This window comes from Mesorhizobium sp. ORS 3428 (assembly GCF_001854785.1).
Taxonomy (GTDB): Bacteria; Pseudomonadota; Alphaproteobacteria; order Rhizobiales; family Rhizobiaceae; genus Mesorhizobium.
On record NZ_MDFL01000159.1, the window covers coordinates 160,041 to 177,557 of the forward strand.

Here is a 17,517-nt window from a genome sequence, read left to right on the forward strand (position 1 = left end):
TCAATGTTCGATCGGYCCTTTGGGTGAGACAAGGGCTGTGCCCGCAGTGGTCGGGCGCTCGATCATGCGGCGCACCCGCGGCGGGTTCTCGCCGCTGTGCAGCGCGCGGATGCGCTCGCCGACGACCGCGTCCGCATKGGTGGCTCGCCGGTTGTGACGGATGTACTCGACCCAGGTCGGCGTGTGGTAGTRCTCGATCCAGATGCCGGGATTTTCGAGATCGCGCGCGAGCGTCCAGTTGCGGGCACCGTCGCGGCGACGGATGYGGCCGCGCTCGGCCATGGTGGCGAGGAATTCCGGCACGTCCTCCTCGCGGATGACATATTCGATCATGATGGCGATCGGACCGCTGCGAGGCTTGAGGTCGAGCGCCAGCATCGGCTCCTTGAAGCGGTTGAGCGGATCGAGGTTGAGAACCGTCTGCCGCGGCAGCGGCAGGAAGAAGCCGATGGCGCCGCCGGCAAGCATCGCGATCGCCGCGACCATCAAGGCGGTCTCCGCGCCATGGGCGTCGGCGACGACGCCCCAGATCCAGCTGCCCAGCGCAATGCCGCCGAAAGTCGCCGTCTGGTAGATCGACAGCACGCGGCCGACCACCCAGCGCGGCGTCGACATCTGCACCGTGACGTTGAAATGCGAGAGCGCGATCACCCAGCAGGCGCCGCCGACGAGCAGTCCGGCCGAGGTCTGCCAGGCGTTGTGGCTGACGGCGGCGTTGAGGGCGCAGAGCGCGAAACCGGCGAAGGCGGCGCGCACCATCGTTTCGCTGGAAAGCAATTGTCTCAGCCTGACGCTGATCAGCGCGCCGCCGACCGCGCCGATGCCGAAGGCGCCGAGCATGATGCCGTAGGTCAGCGCGTCGCCCTTGACGACGTCGCGCGCCACCAGCGGCAGCAGCGCCAGCACCGCACCGGCGCTGAAGCCGAAGGCCGAGCCTCTCGCCAGTACCTTGCCGATGTTGGGCGACATGGCGACATAACGCAGGCCAGCGCCCATTGCAGCGCCCAGCGATTCGCGCGGCAGCGTCTGCTCGGGCAGGTTCGGCTTCCAGCGGAACAGCACGACGATCAGGCCGATATAGCTGATAGCGTTGGCGGCGAAGGCGGCGGCCGCACCCGCGGCCGCGACGATGATGCCGCCGATCGCCGGACCGACGCTGCGTGTGATGTTGAAGCCCATCGAGTTCAGTGCGACCGCCGCTGGCACCTTGGCGCGCGGCACCATGTCGCCGACCGAGGCCTGCCATGACGGGCTGTTGAGCGCCGTGCCGCTGTCAATCAGGAAGGTGAAGGCAAGCAGCGTCCAGGGCGTCATCCAGCCGAACCAGGTGAWTACCGTCAGCAGTGCCGAGACGACCAGCATGAAGGTCTGCGCCACCAGCATGATCTTGCGGCGGTTGAAGCTGTCGGCGATCGCGCCGGCAACGAGCGCGAACAGCATGATCGGCAAGGTGGTCGAGGCCTGGACCAGCGCCACCTGGTAGGAGGAGGTGGCGATCGTGGTCATCATCCAGGCCGCGCCCACGCCCTGGATCAGGCCGCCGAAATTCGACACCAGGCTGGCCGACCAGACGGCGCGGAAGATGCCGTGCCGGAACGGCGCCAGCGCCGAGACGCGTTCGCTTTCCGGCTCGTCGTCGATCATGGTCGCTGTCCCGCCTTTATCTTRCCGTCACRCGTGCCGGGGCCAAGCACGCGACTCGCTAAGGATCGCGGTCCAACAACAGGAAGGCAAAGGCGAAAATGCGTCGGCGAAGTTTTAGGCCAAGCATCTTGCCGGTCTGGACCAAAGTTTCGCGTCCGGTCTCGGCGAGCGTCTCGTTGGTCAGGCAAGGCCTCGGCGGCCAACAGGGTATTAGAAACCGTGTTCGATGCGCTCGAAGATGACGTTGGTGAAGGCCGAGATCTGGCTGCCGATGAAGGGGCCGGTCAACGCCACCACCAGCATGATGGCGACGATCTTGGGCACGAAGGTGAGCGTGATTTCCTGGATCTGGGTCAGCGCCTGGATGAGCGCGATGCCGATGCCGACGGCCATCGCCACAAGCACTACCGGCGCGGATGCGGTGAGCACCGTCCACACCGCGTATTGGACAATATCGAGGGCATCGGCCTCGTTCATGGGCAGACCCTTGCGAAACCGGCTAGGCGGCCGGCTTGATCGAGACGCCCGTGCCGACCGGCACTTCGGTGCCGTTCTGTAGCACGGCGATCAGGCCGCTGCTGGCGAGTTTCACCGAAGCCACGGTTCCCGTGGTCTTGCCGTCGGCGGAGGTGATCGAGCGTCCGATCAGCGCGTCGGCCTGCGACAGCGCCGACGACTGGATGATCTGGTCGAGCTTGGTGTTGGTCTGCACCGACTGCTCGACCTGCGAGAAGGTCGCAAGCTGAGCGACATATTGCGTCGAATCCATCGGCTTGGTCGGATCCTGGTTCTTCATCTCGGCGATCAAAAGCTTCAGGAACGACTGATAGTCGACCGCCGTCTTCGAGGTCGATGTAGCGGTCGAGTTGGCGCCCGCCGGAATGGTCGTCGTCATGTCCACGGTCATCGGTCTCTACGCTCCCATAGCCAGCGCGCGCGGCGCTTGCGGAATGTCGTCATTGCCGCCAAGCGCCTGGCGCTCGAGCGGATAGAGGGCGCGGATCGCCTTCAGCGCCTCGTAGATGTGATCCTCGCCGACCATGCGGTCGACCTGCTTCAGCGCGTTGCAGATATCCTGATTGTCGAAGCTGGCGATGAGCATCGGCAGCGAGCGGCGGAACATGTCGCGGGCCTCCGACGCTCCCAACGGGTTCATCAGCATGATCTGCACGATGAAGTAGAGCTGCCTCAGCGGCGTCGAGGCCTGCTCGGCCTGGATGACGTGGCTTTCGAGCAGGAACTGGACGTCGTTCATCAGCTCTATGGTGACCTTGCGGTCGRCGCGGATGACGGCGCCGTTGATGTAGATCTTCTCGTTCGGTTTCAGCGAGATCTTCAGCGTATTGCTCATTGGATGCYGTCTCGGATGATCTGGGAGACCTCGATCAATCCTTCGAAATTGTTGGTGCGGCCCTGCCGGATGTCTTCCGTTTCGCGCAGCAGCCACAGGCCGATCGAGATCAGGTTGGCGCGCAGTTCCTTCGGCAAGGCATTGTCGCTGGAGCCGAGATCCTCGACGAAGGTTGTCCAGACGCGGTTGGTGAAGTGCAGCGCCTCGGCCGCCTCCATCGACTCGGGGCCGATTGCCGCGGCCGCCGACAGCAGGTCGATCGAGCGGGTGAGCAGCTGACGCTCCCGGTCCTTGGCGTCGGCGACGGAGTCGGTCTGGATGTCGGCGTAGGRGAATTGATACATCGTCGGAGCTCTGGCGTTCCGGTGAGAGTGTTCAGGTGAGATAGTTCAGCAGTGAGAGCTGCTGCAGGCGCGCGGTCAAGGCGAAGGACGTTTCGATATGCTGCGTCAGGTCGGCCACGCGGGTGGCGGCTTCCGACGGATCGACGCCYTCGAGATCGATGATATGCTTCTCGAAGAGGTCGACCTGGGTCTTCATGCGGTCGCTTGSGTCGGACACGCGCTTCTGGGCAAGGCCGGCCTCCGACCGCACCTGGACGATACCGCCGATGGCTTCGCCGACCAGCTTCTGCGCGCGGCTGACGACGGTGTTCTGGCCGGCCTGGCTGATGTTGCCGGTGAAGAGCGTGCTGACCATGGCGGCTGCCATGGCGAGCTTGCGGATGCCCTGCTCGTTGGCGCTGACCGAGGTCTGCGTGGTCTCACTGAGCGAGATGCGACTGGTGATCTGATCATCGGTGGCGCTCGACCAGTTGGCCTGCCATCCGGAGCCCAGGAATTGCGGCTCGACCGCGGTGGTGATGAAGTCGTCCATCTGGGCGGCGGTGATGCTGGCGGCCGCCGGGTCGTTCTGGGTGAAGCCGAAATAACTGGTGAAGGCAGCATCGAACGCGGCCTTGGCGGGCGAGCCGGAGGCGCTGAAATCGTCGATCGGCTTCACGTCGGTGTTGGTGCCGGCGAACAGGTATTCGCCGTTGACGCTGCTGTTCAGGATACCCGTCATCTGCTGCAGCGCCGAGGCGCCAGCCGTCTGGGTGATGCTGGTCGAGGAGTCGCCCGACACAGCGCTGGTCAGCGCCGACAGGAAGCTTTGCGCGACATCGGAGAGCTGGCCGAGCGAATCCTGCGTCGATGTCAGACGTGCCGCTACCAGCGCATTGGAATCGATGATGCCGTTCAGGCGATCGAGGTCGCGCTGGAAAGTGACCGCCTGGGTCGTGCGTCCGCCAAGCGCCAGAGCGACATCGGCTACCTTGCCGGTCTGGGATTCCTTCGTCGCTTTGACGAGGTCGGCCTGCATGCGCATCTGCTGGTAGCGCAGCGCGTTGGAAATGGCGGCGGAGGATACGGCTGTCGCTTTCATCGATTATCCCACCGCGTTCAACAGGGCGTCCAGCATGTCGTTGACGGTCTTCATCATGTGCGCCGATGCCTGATAGGTGTGCTCGAGGTCGAGAAGCAGCGACATTTCCTGATCGACATTGACGCCGGTATCGTTCGACAGGGCCTCGGCGGTGCGCGTGGCCAGCGCCTCCTTGGCGTCGGCGTTGGTCGAGGCCTGCTGGCGAACGCCCGCGAACCAGCCGATGGCGTTGGCCGCATAGTCGGAGACGCCGGAGCTGACGGTGATGCCGGCGGACGCATCGAAGGCCATCGGCTGGTCCAGCCTGTTGCCATAGGCGATCAGCAGGTCCGAAAAGGATGCCGCGCCGGTGGTGTTGGCGACATAGGCCGCGCCGTTGGCGCCGCCGTCACGCAGCAGCGCCGCGCTGCCGCCGGCGCTCGGATCGAACGCGGCGTTGACGCTGATCGAGCCGGCAAGGCCGTTGACAAGGGTGCCGGCAGCGGGCACCGCCGGCGCGCCGGGCCAGGTGAACAGGCCCGCCTTGTCAGGCTGCGCGGGTGCGGTCTCGGCAAATGCCGTGACCAGGCCGCGGGCGATCTCGTCGAGCTGGCTCTGCATGGTCGCGGCGACGCCGTCGCGCAGCCTGAGCATGCCCGCGAGCTTGCCGTCGGCGGTGGCGTTGTCGGCAGCGCCCGCCGAAAGCGGCACGTTGTCGATGTAGATGGTGTTGCCGGGCGCGCCGGCCGTATAGCCGGCCGAGGGCGTGAAGGTCACCGACCGCGGCACCGTCTCGAACAGCGTCGTGCCGTCCTTGGTGGTGATGACCATATCATTGTCACCGCGCGTGAAGGTCGAGACCGGGACATATTCCGCGATCTTCTTCAGAAGCGCGTCGCGCTGGTCGAGCGCGTCCGATACATCCGTGCCCGAGCGCGTGCCGGCGATGACCGCCTTGTTGGCGTCCTGGAACTGGCTGAGCAGCGAGTTGAGGTCGTCGACCGCGGTCGCGATCTGGGCGTCGGTCTGGGTGCGGAAGTCCTGGATCGCCTTGGTGCCTCCGTTCAGCGAGTTCACGACCTGCTTGGCCGCGTCGATGACGCTGGCGCCGAGGTTCTGGTTCGACGGCGTGGTGGCGTAGAGCTGCAGCRCCTGCTGCAGGTTCGCGATCGCGGTCGACGGAGACGACGCGTTGTCGACCCCGTTGACCGAGAGGTYGAGCTGATCCATGCCGCTGTAAAGCGCGCTCTGGCCGCTCCATGCCGACAGCGCGGAAAGGTTCTGCCGGAACAGAAGGTCATTGGCGGCGCGCTGGATCTCCACCGCCCGCGCGCCGGGCGCCGTGCTGGTGACGACGGCGACGCGGCGGGCATAGTCCGGGTTGGCGGCGTCGGCCACATTGCGCGACACGACACTGGTTTGCTTGGATGTGGCCAGGAGCGCCGACTGGGCGATGCTTAGTGCGGTGGAAAGCGACATGCGGGTCTTTCACGGGCCGGCGCCCGATGGGTTATCTCTTCAGGTTGACTAGGACGTCCATCAGGTCGGAACCGGTCTGGAAGACCTTCGAGTTGGCGGTGTAGCTGCGCTGCGCCGCGATCATGTTGGTCAGTTCCTCGGCGATATCGACGTTGGAATTCTCGAGCGCGCCGGAAACGACGGAGCCAAGTTTTCCTTCGTTGGCGAAGCCGATGCGAACGGCGCCCGAGTCGGCGCTCTGCACATAGACGTTGCCCGGCATCGCGGTGAGGTTGTCGGGGCTCTGAACGTCGGCCAGCGGGATCTTGTAAAGCGGCTTGGTGGTGCCGTCCTGGTACTGCGCGTAGATGACGCCGTCCTGGCTGATCTGGATCTTCTCGATCGTGCTCGGCGGATTGCCGTTGACCTTGGCGTCGGAGACCGTGAAGCCGGCGCCGAGTTGCGTTAATTTCGAGAGATCGAGGTTGAGGGTCGAGCCGTTCGGCACGGTGAAGGAGACGCCAGTGGTGGCGCCGGAGAGCTTGCCGGTGGTCGTGTCGAAGGTGAGGTTGGCGGTGCCCAGCGCTCCGCCCGTATAGGGGAAGGAGGTGCCCGCGGTCGCCTTCGACTGATCGAAGACCGAAACCTCCCAGGTGCCCGAGCCCGTGTTGGTGAAATAGACGTCGAGCAGCACCTTGTTGCCGAGATTGTCGTAGGCGACCAGCGAGGATTTCGAGGTGTATTCGGCGCTCGGGCTGTTGGTGGACGGCAGGTTGCCGGCTGCGACCGGGGTGGCGCCTGCCGGCAGGTTGCYGGTGAAGGTTCCTTCGGTGCTCGGCGTCGCCGTCATCTCCTGGTCCGAGATCTGCACCGGCACCAGGCCCTCGAAGCCGTTGGCGGTCGCGGCCGGATCGCCATTGGCGTAGCTGTAGGCCATGAGCTGATAGCCGGCGGCATTGACCAGGCGCCCTTGTGCATCCGGAACGAAGGAACCGGCGCGAGTGAGATAGGGCGTGCCGCTCGGATCCTGCACGACGAAGAAGYCGTCGCCGTTGACAGCGAGATCGGACACCGAGGTGGTGTACTGCAGGACGCCTTGCGAACTGATGGCGGAGCGGATCGTCGTGGTGATGCCGCCTGAATTGTAGGCGCCGCCGGTGGTCGGCATGATCAGTGTCGAGAATTCGGCGGAGGATCGCTTGTAGCCGGTGGTGTCGGAGTTGGCGATGTTGTCGGCCACCGTGGACAAGCGGTTGGCCTGCGCGTTCATGCCGGAAACRCCGGTCCGCATCATTCCGTAGAGGCTCATCGATACATCTCCTCGGTGCTTGAAAGCGCGTCGCTCAGAAACGGATTCAGGCGAGGCGCTTTAAGTCTTTGTTTGATGCATGCCGCCCAAAACCGCTGCGCACTTTTGGGCGACATGTACTAGGTCGGAGGCCATAGGGTAGGCTTCGTGTCTTGCGCGAGGCTGGCGCGCGGCTGCCATCAGAACACCAGCCGGTAGCCGAGGAACCTCTTGGAATCGATCGGGTCGTGACCGAGCTTCTCGCGCAGTTTCTTGCGCAGCTTGCTGATGTGGCTCTCGACCACGTTTTCCTCGACCTCTTCGTCGAAGATGCCGTAGATGGCGTTGAACACCTGGGTCTTGGTCACGCGCCGGCCGCGATTGCTGGCCAGATATTCCAGGATCCGCCGCTCGCGGCGCGGCAGCGGCAGCGGCTCGCCGTCGATCTCCGGGTCGCGCCCATCCATGAAGATGCGCATCGAGCCGACCTCGGTGTAGGCAACCTCTTCGTGGGCGCGGCGCCGGATGGCGGTGATGCGGGCAAGAATCTCGCGAATGTGGACAGGCTTGCGGACGACGTCGTCGACGCCGCTCTCGAAAAGCCGCAGCGTGTGTTCGAGCGAATGCTGTTCGCTGAGCGCGATCACCGGCGCGCCGGTGCGGTCGCGGATCTGGCGCGGCGAGATGGCGCCGTCGCGGCAGTCGCCGATGAGGAAGGCCCTGACGGATCTGAGATCGGTGTCGGCGGCGGAGTTCACCCACTCACCGAACTCGCCCGGCGCGAAGCCCGCAGTGGCGACGCCTTCGCGGTCGAAAAGCGAGCTATATCCCTCTGTTACGAGCTCGCGCTCGTCCACGATCACGATCATCGGACCACCCTTCCGAATCAGCTCATCTGCCCCGTGCGGAAAGCGGTACCCGGTGCCGTGAATCCTGAAAAACCGTCATTTCTTGTAGCTATTTTCTTGGGAGTTTTTTTGGGGCCCGTAATAAAGGCGGCTGTACGGCGGCGTAGGCGGCAGCGGGAGGAACGGCGGCATTGGAGCCACCAGGCACCTCGACTGCGGCCGGCTCGCGTCGCTACAATAGCAACTATTGGTTGCAGAAGGTGCTGGCGTTCGGCGTCCATTTGCCGAAGCCGGTGGCGACCATGTTGGCAATGACGCGGCAGACATAGATCTTCTGCGCCGGGTCATTGTCGGGCCCGGCATGATAGCGCGCGACGGCCATCGACCAGGTCATATGGCGCGCATGCAGGCTCGCCAGGAAGCGCGCCGCGTAGTCGACATTCTGATGCGGGTCGAGCATGTCCTCGACGCTGTGGAAATGATCGCCATGATAGCGATGGTTGATCTGCATGCAGCCGAGGTCGATCAGCGTCTTGCCCTCGCGGCGGGCATTCTCGAATGTCGCCAGTGCCTCGCCGCGACTGCGCGGGAATACGGCTTTTCCTTCGATATTCAAGGCGTTGGGCTGGAGGCTGCCTTTCTTTCCGGTCTCCGTCAGGCCGACGGCATAGAGGATGCCCGCCGGCACGCCGTAGCGATCGGCGGCACGCAGGATCTCCGGCTCGCAGGGGTTGGCGGCGGCTTTGGCGGCGCCAGTGGCCAGGCTAGATATACATATCGTCGCCAGCGCGCTCGCGAAGAGGCGAAGCAGCGCGGCCGAATTCCTGTGCGCCATTGCCGTCGTTTCTTCCCGGTTGCCGGCCGCCRCCGGCGCTGTTGCCGCCCGAATTCCCCGGWTGGAACGAAGACTGGTCGCGGCCCGCCGACATCRGYAGGGCGCCGTTCGCATCGGCGCGGCCAACCGAATGCACCGCTATCGAGGGTTGCAGGATGGTGACATGATCGACCTCGAAACCGAGACCGCGCATGGACTTGACGATGGCGTCGCTGTCGGCGGTCAGACGGCGGTATGCCTCATGCGTCTCCGGCTTCATCTCGATCGAAAGCTGCTCTCCCGAAAGCCGCAGGCTGGCAGTCACCGTGCCGAGTTCCGAAGGGTGGAGCTCGATCTTGAGCACATGTGTCGGAACGGCAACAGAACTGGCCGTTTGGGAGGCAACCGAGGCGCTTGAAAAGGCCTGCTGAACGCCTTTGTCCGAAGCGATCGCCTCGACCAGCGCCGATGCCGTCTGGCTGATGGGATTTTGGACCGGCGCCGGGAAGCTCTGCTGGCTGACGACATCCATGCGCCCAGCGGCGGACGAGGGCTTGGCCTGATTGAGCGATGCGATTGATTGCGCCGTTTGCGCGGCCTTCTGCGCAGCCGCCGGTCGCCAGCCTTGCGGTGTCGCGGCTCCGGTCCCGGTTTCTTGCGTTCCGGGCAGGATGTCGTCCTTGCGGACCAACGCGTCCGCGGCCGGATCGGTGCTGACCGGTTTCTGTCCGAAGTCGGGTCCGGGCTTCTCCGTCGACATCATCGCACGAGTGGATCGCGGCAACGGCTCGGAGCCTTCGGAATCTTCAGCCAATGTGCGCTTGCCCTGGCGGATCGCCAATTGCGAAGAGGCCGACTGGCCGATGGCGGGCTCGCTTTCCGCCTCGCCCTCGGCGGTCGATCCGCCGCGATCGGCATTCGTCGACGATGCGAAATGGCGGATGTCGCCCAGCGCCATCAGCAAGGGCAAACGRTCCTGCAGGACCGCATCGGACGACGCCGCTGCGGCATCATCCCCGGCGCTCGCTCGATCGGCATCGGCGTCGTCCTTCGCGGCTTTTCCGGCCGGAGGCTTTTGCGCGGCGGTCTTGCCCTGCCCATCCTGGTCGGGCTGAATTTTGGACGAACCCGCCGGGGCGGCGCGGCGCGCCGCATGTGCATCGGAGGATGCAGGCTCCGCCGGCTGCTTGCCTTGCTGGGCCGGCTTCCCGGAGCCATGCACCATCTCGCCGAAATTCGAGCCTTTTTCCTTCCCGTCGACGGCCTGCTGGCGCGACTGGGCTTGGGCAGGGCCGAGTCCCGGCAAGGCCTGGCTGACGCTGGTCATTTGGGAGCGGCTCCGAGTAGTTGGTCAATCTGGTCGAGCTGACGGCGCGCGCTGAGCATCGCGGCGTCGGTGGCATCATGCGAATCAAGCCCGGCGGTTGCCGGTGCGGACGCCGGCAGTACCGGCGACGCTTGAGATTGCGCCGGAGCAGCGGCTGCAGGTTCGGCCATGGACTGCGCCGTCGTTGGCGGGGCCGGCGACGCGGCGGCTGCGGCCTGCGTGTCGGACGGCGCCGGCTTGGCCGAAGCGGCGACAGCCGGTTGCTCGGACATCGCGCCTTCCACCGGCGGCAGCGCCTCGGCGTCGGCCTGGCTCACTGGGCTGGCTTCGCCAGCGGGTTTCGCCGCGTCGCTTCCTGCCGCATCCGCGGCCTCTGTTTCGTCCTTGGCGGCCGCCGGCACAGGGGCGACGACCTCGCCTGCAACGGCCTGGGCCGCGTCGAGCAGGGCGCGGTCGCTCTCGGAAAGCTTGTCGCGATCGATCTTGCCAAGCCTTGCGCGCACATCGTCGATTGTCGCCGACGTGACCGTGGAGAGGCTCGAATAGAGCACGGCGCGCGGGTCGTCCTGATTGCCCTTCCCCTTGCGGCCCTGCTCGGCCCGCGCCGAGGCGAAGGCGGAAAGGTCGGCCAGTCCGTCGATGGCGGCGCGGCGGGCGATGCGCAGATAGATCACCTTCTCGCGCTCGGGATCCATCATCGATGTGATGTCGGCGAGCTTGTCCTGGCTGATCGACTGATGCAGCGCAATCACGCCGGAGACGAAGGAATCGGCGAACTGGCTGGCATAGGGCGAATAGAGATAGCCGGCGACATACTGCGTCGAGGCGAGCGCGAAGCGCGCGGCGTCGCCCTGCGTCGCGGCGATGCCGATCGAGCGGCGAAGGGCTGCTTCCTCGACCAGCGTGCCCGGGCTGAGCAGGCGCGCCTGATCCAGCAAGGCAAGTGCCGCGGCCGGTTCATCGGTCGCAAGCAGCGAGCCCTTGACCAATGCCAGGAAGGCGCCGAGATCGGGCGGCACGCTCATCGGATCGATCGGCCTCAGGATCTCGATCGCCGCGGCCGGCCGGCCGTTCAGGTAAGCGACGATCCCCTTGGCGATGGTAAGGCCTTGCGGGTCGGTCGTTGCGCGCGAAGCCGCCGCCTCGACCGTGATCGGGTTGCCGCCGCTCATGCCATAGACGAGAAGAGCGCGGAAATTCTTCGGATCCTTGAAATCCTCGGCGTCGGCGGCGCGAAGCCTGGCATCGGTCATTTCGAGCAGCTTGGCCTGCATCGGCAGCGCCGCATGATCGCCGCCGGCGATGCGGTCCTGGATCAGCTGCAGCGAGCGCACCAGCTGGTAGGGCTGCAATCCGTCCTCGGCGAAAGCCGCCGGCGATGTTGCGGTTAGCAGCAGCAGGCCGACGGCGCGGCCGATGACGGTCCTGCCTATCATCCGCCGGTCGCCATCAGGATCTCGATGCGGCGGTTCGCGGCCGCCAGCGGATCAGTCGGGATCTTGGGCTGGCGGTCGGCGAAGCCGGCGACCTCGGTGACGCGGCTTTCGTCGACCCCGCCGCGGACAAGCATGTAGTAGGCGGAATGGGCGCGGGCGGTGGACAGCCGCCAGTTGTCGTAGGTGCCGCTGCGGAACGGCCGCGCATCGGTGTGGCCGCTGATGGTGATGGAGCCCTTCTTTTCGTTGATGATGCGGCCGATCTTTTCCATCGCCAGCACCAGCTCGCGGCGCGGCACGGCCGAGCCGATCTCGAACATGYCGAAATCGAGCTGGTCGGTGATCGAGATCACCACGCCCTTGTCAGTGGCCTGGACAGAGACACCTTCCGCCAGCTTTTCGCCCGGCGCGAAGGCCTTGGCGAGCTCCTGCTTGATTTCGGCGGCGGCTTTGAGGGCGGCGCTGCTCGGCGCTTTTTCGCCTTTGTCGGCCGCCTGAGTCGCCTCGGCTTTTGCGTTCTCGGCCTTGGCGGTTTCGGTCGCGGCTGCCTCGATTTCTTCCTCTCCGGCCTTTTCGCCTTGCGCTTTCTTGCCCCCGATCTTCTTGCCTGCGGACTTCCCGGCGCTGGCATCCGCCTTTTCGGGGGTCGCCAACGGCTCGAGCGGAGCGTCCAGCTGCGGCGGCGCGGGCGGGACGGCCTTGACTTTCGGCACCTCGGTTTCGGCGACCTTTTCGCCGGGCATGGCCGGGTCGCCTTCGATCTTCTTGCGTTCAGCGCTGGCTTCGGCGCCGGGCGTGGCCACCTGCTGCGACCAGAAATCCGGCTGGAAAGGATCGCGATAGGATTCGCCGCCGGAAGCCCCGGTCGCCGGACCGGCGTTCTGCGCCCCGCCTTCGCCCTTGGCGCTGACATTCTGCATCACGCCTGTGTCGGTGGCGATCTCCGAGAGCACAGCATAGGGATCGGCAAACAGATGTTCGTCGGAGAGGTCGGATGACTTCTGCGAGGCTTCCTTCGTCTGCCTGCGATCGGAGGAGCCGGCGCCGCCCTTGCCGTTCTCGCCGGCCTTGCTTGCGCCATCCTGCGGGTTGTCGGCGGTGAGGCCGACCTTGCTCGGGCCGTCGCCAAGATCCTCCAGGCCTTTGCGGCTGGAGTTGCGGTCGATCAGTTCGACCGGGTTGAAGTAGCTGGCGACCGCAGCCTTCGTCTGCTCGTTGGCGGCGTTGATCAGCCACATGACGAGGAAGAAGCACATCATCGCGGTCATGAAATCGGCAAAGGCGATCTTCCAGACGCCGCCATGGTGGCCATCGTCATGGCCGTCGTGACTGCGCCTGACGATGATGATCTCGTGCCTGGGCTCGCCGTGGTCGATGGCGCTCATGACAGGACCTCAGACAAGGAAGCCGACCATTCGGCGATGCGCGTTTCGAACACGGTTTCATCGATGGTCACGGTCAGGTCGAAGCCGGGGGCTTCGGTGAAGTCGAGATTTGCCGCGCGCAACCGGAGCGCGGCCTTGAGCGGCTCGAACAGCGACAGCGGCCCGCGCACGCCGATGCGCACGGCCTCACTGTCGGCGATCGCGGCGCTGACGGTGCGGGCAAGGGCTTCGAGCGAACGCTTCTGCAGTTCGTCGCTGACGATGCCGCCGATGATGCGGGCGATTGTGGCGGCGGTGAGTTCGGCAACGCGCGTCTCCATGGCTTCGAGGCGCGTCGCGACCGCGGCGCCGAGATCGCCGCCGAAGGTTTCGAGGAACGCCTTCGCGGCGGCCTCATTGGCCTGGCGTTCGGCCTCGAGCGCCGCCTGATGCGCGGCCGCGAGGCGCGCCTCAAGTGCTGCTTCCGCATCGGCTACCGCCTCGGCGATCAAGGCGCCGATGTCGGCCTGCGGCGCTGATGCCTGCGGCTTGTGCTCGTGCGGCGCCGCCGGCGACTGGCTGGTGCGCGGGCCGCGCGAACCGAAATCAGGCAGGAGATCGAAAAGGGCTGCCGAAGCCATGGCTTAACCCGCTGCTTCCGGGGCGGCCGCCCATTTGCGCAGGATCTGGGCGGTGCGTTCCTCGTTGAGGTCGACCATGCGCGCCAAGCGCTCCTGCGGTGCCGGCCTGATCTTCTGGCGCAGATCATCGAGCGGAGTGGCGGGGCGCGCGTCCGGCAAGGCGCCGACCGGCGTATCGGAAGCGATCGCGGCCACCGGCGCGTCGGGCGTCGGCAGCGAGCGCTGGACATCGTCGAAGCTCGGGCCGGCGATGGCCGCGGGCTTCGCCGATGGAGACAGCGCGGCCGCCATAGGCCTGAGACCGAAGAAGGCGACCAGGAACACGACGACGATGAAGGCCCCGGCGTTGATGAGCGTGCCGGCATGGGTGCCGATCTGGGCGAGGACGCCCGGCTGATCGATCGGCTCGCCGTCCAGCCCGTCGATGAACTCGACCGCCGAGACGTCGATGATGTCGCCGCGCTTCTCGTCGAAGCCGGTGGCGGAGGCCACCATCTTCTGGATGTCTGCAACGCGCTTGGCGATCTGCTCGGGCGTGGCGTCCTTGCCGAGGATGGTCTTCAGCCGATCCTGGTTTACCACGACGGCGATCGACATCTTGGTCACCGAATAGCCGTTGGAGACGGTGGCGATCTTCTTGGAGTTGATCTCGTAGTTGGTGATCTCTTCCTTGCGGTCGTTCTGCGAGGAGGACTGCGGTCCTTCCGTGGTGGTCGTCTGCGTCTCGGGCAGGTTCTGCTCGACGCTGGTCGGGGTCGAGGCCTGTTTCTGGTTGCTGGCCTCGTTGGTGCGCACCGACTGGACGGAACGTTCGACGCGCGATTCGGGATCGAAGATCGTCTCTTCGGTCTGGCGGGTGTCGGTGTTGACATCGGCCTTGACGCTGGCGCGGAAATTGTCGGGTCCGAGATAAGGGGTCAGCGCCCGACGGATGTTGTCGCCGATCTGCGCCTCGACCGTCTGCTCGACGCCGAGCGTGCGGGCCGCGCTGGTGTTGGAGGGATCGTCGCCGGCGGCGAGCAGGTTGCCGTTGGAATCGAGCACCGTGACCTTGTCGGCCGACAGGCCGGGAACCGCGGCGGCGACCAGGTGGCGGATCGACTGCGCGCTCTTCTCGGCATCGTCGCCGGCATAACGGATGACCACCGAAGCCGAGGGTTGCTGCTCGTCGCGGCGGAAGTTGGCGCGCTCGGACATGACGATGTGGACGCGCGCCGCCTTGACGCCGGCGATCGACTGGATGGTGCGCGCAATTTCACCTTCCAGCGCGCGCACGCGGGTGATCTGCTGCATGAAAGACGTCAGTCCGAGCGAGCCGACATTGTCGAACAGCTCGTAGCCGGCGTTGGCACTGGTCGGCAGCCCCTTTTCGGCAAGCAGCATGCGCGCCTGCGCGGTGGTGCCCGCAGGCACCAGCACGGAGGTTCCGTCGGCGCCGACGTCGAAGCCGATGCCGGCCTCGCCCAGCACCAGGCCGATCTGGTTCACGTCGTTGCGGTCGAGCCCGACATAGAGCGTCTCGTAGGCCGGACGGTTGAGATAGATCGAGGCGACGCCGATGACGGCCATGACCAGCGCGGCGATGCCACCCATGAGGGCGAGACGCCTGACGCCGAATCCGCGGAGGTTCGCGATGAGGCTCTGGATCTGTTCCGGCACGATTCAACCGCTCCCAGCATGACTGTCCGCCGGAAGACTAGACCGCGAAGCTTGTGCGAGGATGATAAGGCTTCGCCGCCGGCGGACCGGCGAGGGTAGTGTCTTTAGGACCCGGAGCAGCAACTGGGCGTGAAATCAAAAAGGCCGCGCCTCGGGCGCGGCCTTGCGACTGGAACTGGATCAGACGGGTCTAGCCGTTCTTGAAGAGGGCCAGGATCGACTGCGAGTTGCCGTTGGCGATGGACAGCGCCTGGATGCCGAGCTGCTGCTGCACCTGGAGAGCCTGCAGGCGGGTCGATTCCTTGTTCATGTCGGCGTCGACCAGGGCGCCGACGCCCTTGTCGATCGAATCGGAAAGGTTCGACAGGAAGCTCTTCTGGGTGTCGATGCGCGATTTGGCGGCGCCAAGATAGGCGGCCCCCGTGGAGAGCTTGGCAAGGGCTGTTTCAACAGCGTCGAGCGCTGCGTCAATATTGGCGTCTGAAACCGCCGCGCTGCTCGGATCGAAGAGGGTCGAGGCAAGCAGACCACCGACGATGCCGCCGGTGCCGGCCGTGTCGAGGACTTGCGTATCGGTTGCCTTCACATCGATCGTGTCGATGGAAACGGTGGTGCCGGTGCGGTTGTAGGAAGCGACGACATGCAGGTCGGAGGCGGCGGTGCCGTCATTCTGCAAGAGGTTCGAGCCCGCATAGCTCGCATTGGCGACCGACGACTTGATCTGGTCCTGGATGGCCTTGATTTCGGTGGCGATCTTCTGCTGGTTGTCCTGGCTGGCGCCGCGGGCGGTGACGAGCTTGGCCTTGATCGAATCGACCTGGTCCTTGATGTCGGTGATGGCGGTGTAGGCGGTGTCGACCTTGCCGGCGCCGAGGCCGAGCGCGTCCTGGACGGCCGAAAGCGCCTGGTTGTCGGACCGCATGGAGGTGRCGATCGACCAGTAGGCAGCGTTGTCGGAGGCGGTGGCGACGCGATAGCCGGTCGAGATGCGGCCCTGCGTCGTTTCAAGCGCCTTGTTGGTGGCGTTGAGGCTCTGCAGCGCGGTCAGCGCGGCGGCGTTGGTCATGATGCTTGCCAAGATACACCCCTTCTCAAAACAGACATGCCTTGCGCATGCCGGTCAAACTTCTGGCGGGGCGTCATGCCTGTCGACCACTGGTCTGCCCGTCATAGCGATTGGTTAACCATAACTAGCGCGTCATAGTTAATGGCGCGTTAAAAGCCAGGCTTTGAATCGTAAACGGCAGTATTCTCGCAATAAAAAATCGGGCCGCGCTGATGGCGCGGCCCGACGTGGATTTTCGAAGTTCGCTGGGCGATCAGCCGCGGAAGAGCGACAGGATCTGCTGCGAGTTGCCGTTGGCGATCGACAGCGCCTGGATGCCGAGCTGCTGCTGCACCTGGAGGGCCTGCAGGCGGGTCGATTCCTTGTTCATGTCGGCGTCGACCAGGGCGCCGACGCCCTTGTCGATCGAGTCGGAGAGGTTCGACAGGAAGCTCTTCTGGGTGTCGATGCGCGACTTGGCGGCGCCGAGCGAGGCAGCGCCGGTGGACAGCTTGCTCAGTGCCGTTTCAACGGTGCCGAGCGCGGTGTCGACGTTGGCGTTGGAGACAGCGCCGGAGCTCGGATCGAAGAAGGTGGAGGCAACCACGTCCTTCAGCAGACCCTGCGTAAAGTCCGTTGCGCCGGCGGTTACACCGAAAATCTGGGTGCTGGCGGCCGTGACGTCGACGGTGTCGATCGACACGGTCGTGCCGGTGCGGTTGTACGAAGCGACGACATGCAGGTCGGAGGCGGCGGTGCCGTCGCTGATCAGCAGGTTGGAACCGGCGAAGTTGGCGTTGGAGGCCGACGACTTGATCTGGTCCTGGATGGCCTTGATTTCGGTCGCGATCTTCTGCTGGTCTTCCTGGCTGGCGCCGCGGGCGGTGACCAGCTTCGACTTGATCAGATCGACCTGGTCCTTGATGTCGTTGATGGCGGTGTAGGCGGTGTCGACCTTACCGGCGCCAAGGCCGAGCGAGTCCTGGACAGCCGAGAGCGCCTTGTTGTCGGACTTCATCGACGTGGCGATCGACCAGTAGGCGGCGTTGTCGGAAGCGGTCGCGACGCGGTAGCCGGTCGAAATGCGGGCCTGGGTGGTCTCGAGCTGCTTGTTGGTGTTGCTGAGGCTCTGCAGCGCGGTCAGCGCGGCGGAATTGGTCATGATACTGGACATGGCTACACGTACCTTGATTTTTACAGGATGTTTTTTGACATACCGGCTTGTCCGGTATGACGGT

At 65.3% G+C, this 17,517-nt stretch carries 17 protein-coding genes; all 17 read right to left on the minus strand.

Translation table 11 applies throughout. From position 1 onward, the window contains the following. On the minus strand, positions 1–1,644 hold the full coding sequence (locus ORS3428_RS27180) for an MFS transporter (protein WP_071101360.1): 1,644 nt from the start codon (positions 1,642–1,644) through the stop codon (positions 1–3). A gap of 210 nt (positions 1,645–1,854) precedes the next feature. Further along, the gene (gene fliQ / locus ORS3428_RS27185) at positions 1,855–2,121 is read right to left on the minus strand and encodes a flagellar biosynthesis protein FliQ (protein WP_027165133.1); all 267 of its coding nucleotides are present in this window, start codon (positions 2,119–2,121) and stop codon (positions 1,855–1,857) included. A gap of 22 nt (positions 2,122–2,143) precedes the next feature. After that, entirely contained in the window at positions 2,144–2,551 is a 408-nt protein-coding gene (gene flgD, locus ORS3428_RS27190) for a flagellar hook assembly protein FlgD (protein ID WP_071101361.1), read from the minus strand. Positions 2,552–2,557: 6 nt separating this feature from the next. After that, entirely contained in the window at positions 2,558–2,995 is a 438-nt protein-coding gene (flbT, locus tag ORS3428_RS27195; RefSeq protein WP_071101362.1) for a flagellar biosynthesis repressor FlbT, read from the minus strand. Continuing rightward, positions 2,992–3,339 carry a flagellar biosynthesis regulator FlaF gene (flaF, locus tag ORS3428_RS27200; protein WP_071101363.1) on the minus strand — a complete coding sequence of 116 codons (348 nt, stop codon included), beginning with the start codon at positions 3,337–3,339 and terminating at the stop codon, positions 2,992–2,994. The genes flbT and flaF overlap by 4 nt, the downstream gene beginning before the upstream one ends. Positions 3,340–3,370: 31 nt before the next feature. Beyond that, a complete protein-coding gene (locus ORS3428_RS27205; RefSeq protein WP_071101364.1) occupies positions 3,371–4,420 on the minus strand; it encodes a flagellar hook-associated family protein in 1,050 nt (349 codons plus the stop codon). 3 nt (positions 4,421–4,423) lie between these two features. After that, a complete protein-coding gene (flgK, locus tag ORS3428_RS27210; RefSeq protein WP_071101365.1) occupies positions 4,424–5,878 on the minus strand; it encodes a flagellar hook-associated protein FlgK in 1,455 nt (484 codons plus the stop codon). 31 nt (positions 5,879–5,909) lie between these two features. After that, entirely contained in the window at positions 5,910–7,166 is a 1,257-nt protein-coding gene (locus ORS3428_RS27215; protein WP_071101366.1) for a flagellar hook protein FlgE, read from the minus strand. A 179-nt stretch (positions 7,167–7,345) separates the two neighbouring features. Further along, entirely contained in the window at positions 7,346–8,014 is a 669-nt protein-coding gene (locus tag ORS3428_RS27220) for a response regulator transcription factor (RefSeq protein WP_071101367.1), read from the minus strand. Between the two features lie 223 nt (positions 8,015–8,237). Further along, positions 8,238–8,828 (minus strand): transglycosylase SLT domain-containing protein, encoded by a 591-nt coding sequence (locus ORS3428_RS27225; protein ID WP_083355312.1) that lies wholly within the window; start codon positions 8,826–8,828, stop codon positions 8,238–8,240. Next, the gene (gene fliK, locus ORS3428_RS27230; RefSeq protein WP_071101368.1) at positions 8,758–10,134 is read right to left on the minus strand and encodes a flagellar hook-length control protein FliK; all 1,377 of its coding nucleotides are present in this window, start codon (positions 10,132–10,134) and stop codon (positions 8,758–8,760) included. Before fliK ends, ORS3428_RS27225 begins: the two co-directional genes overlap by 71 nt. Continuing rightward, positions 10,131–11,570 (minus strand): chemotaxis protein MotC, encoded by a 1,440-nt coding sequence (locus tag ORS3428_RS27235; RefSeq protein WP_071101369.1) that lies wholly within the window; start codon positions 11,568–11,570, stop codon positions 10,131–10,133. Before ORS3428_RS27235 ends, fliK begins: the two co-directional genes overlap by 4 nt. Next, positions 11,567–12,955 (minus strand): MotB family protein, encoded by a 1,389-nt coding sequence (locus ORS3428_RS27240; RefSeq protein ID WP_071101370.1) that lies wholly within the window; start codon positions 12,953–12,955, stop codon positions 11,567–11,569. The genes ORS3428_RS27235 and ORS3428_RS27240 overlap by 4 nt, the downstream gene beginning before the upstream one ends. Further along, complete coding sequence (locus ORS3428_RS27245; protein ID WP_071101371.1) at positions 12,952–13,575, minus strand: hypothetical protein; 624 nt, start codon at positions 13,573–13,575, stop codon at positions 12,952–12,954. Before ORS3428_RS27245 ends, ORS3428_RS27240 begins: the two co-directional genes overlap by 4 nt. A gap of 3 nt (positions 13,576–13,578) precedes the next feature. After that, the gene (gene fliF / locus ORS3428_RS27250; protein ID WP_071101372.1) at positions 13,579–15,234 is read right to left on the minus strand and encodes a flagellar basal-body MS-ring/collar protein FliF; all 1,656 of its coding nucleotides are present in this window, start codon (positions 15,232–15,234) and stop codon (positions 13,579–13,581) included. Between the two features lie 190 nt (positions 15,235–15,424). After that, positions 15,425–16,312 (minus strand): flagellin N-terminal helical domain-containing protein, encoded by an 888-nt coding sequence (locus ORS3428_RS27255; RefSeq protein ID WP_071101373.1) that lies wholly within the window; start codon positions 16,310–16,312, stop codon positions 15,425–15,427. A 241-nt stretch (positions 16,313–16,553) separates the two neighbouring features. Next, the gene (locus ORS3428_RS27260) at positions 16,554–17,453 is read right to left on the minus strand and encodes a flagellin N-terminal helical domain-containing protein (protein ID WP_071101374.1); all 900 of its coding nucleotides are present in this window, start codon (positions 17,451–17,453) and stop codon (positions 16,554–16,556) included. Positions 17,454–17,517: the final 64 nt, after the last annotated feature.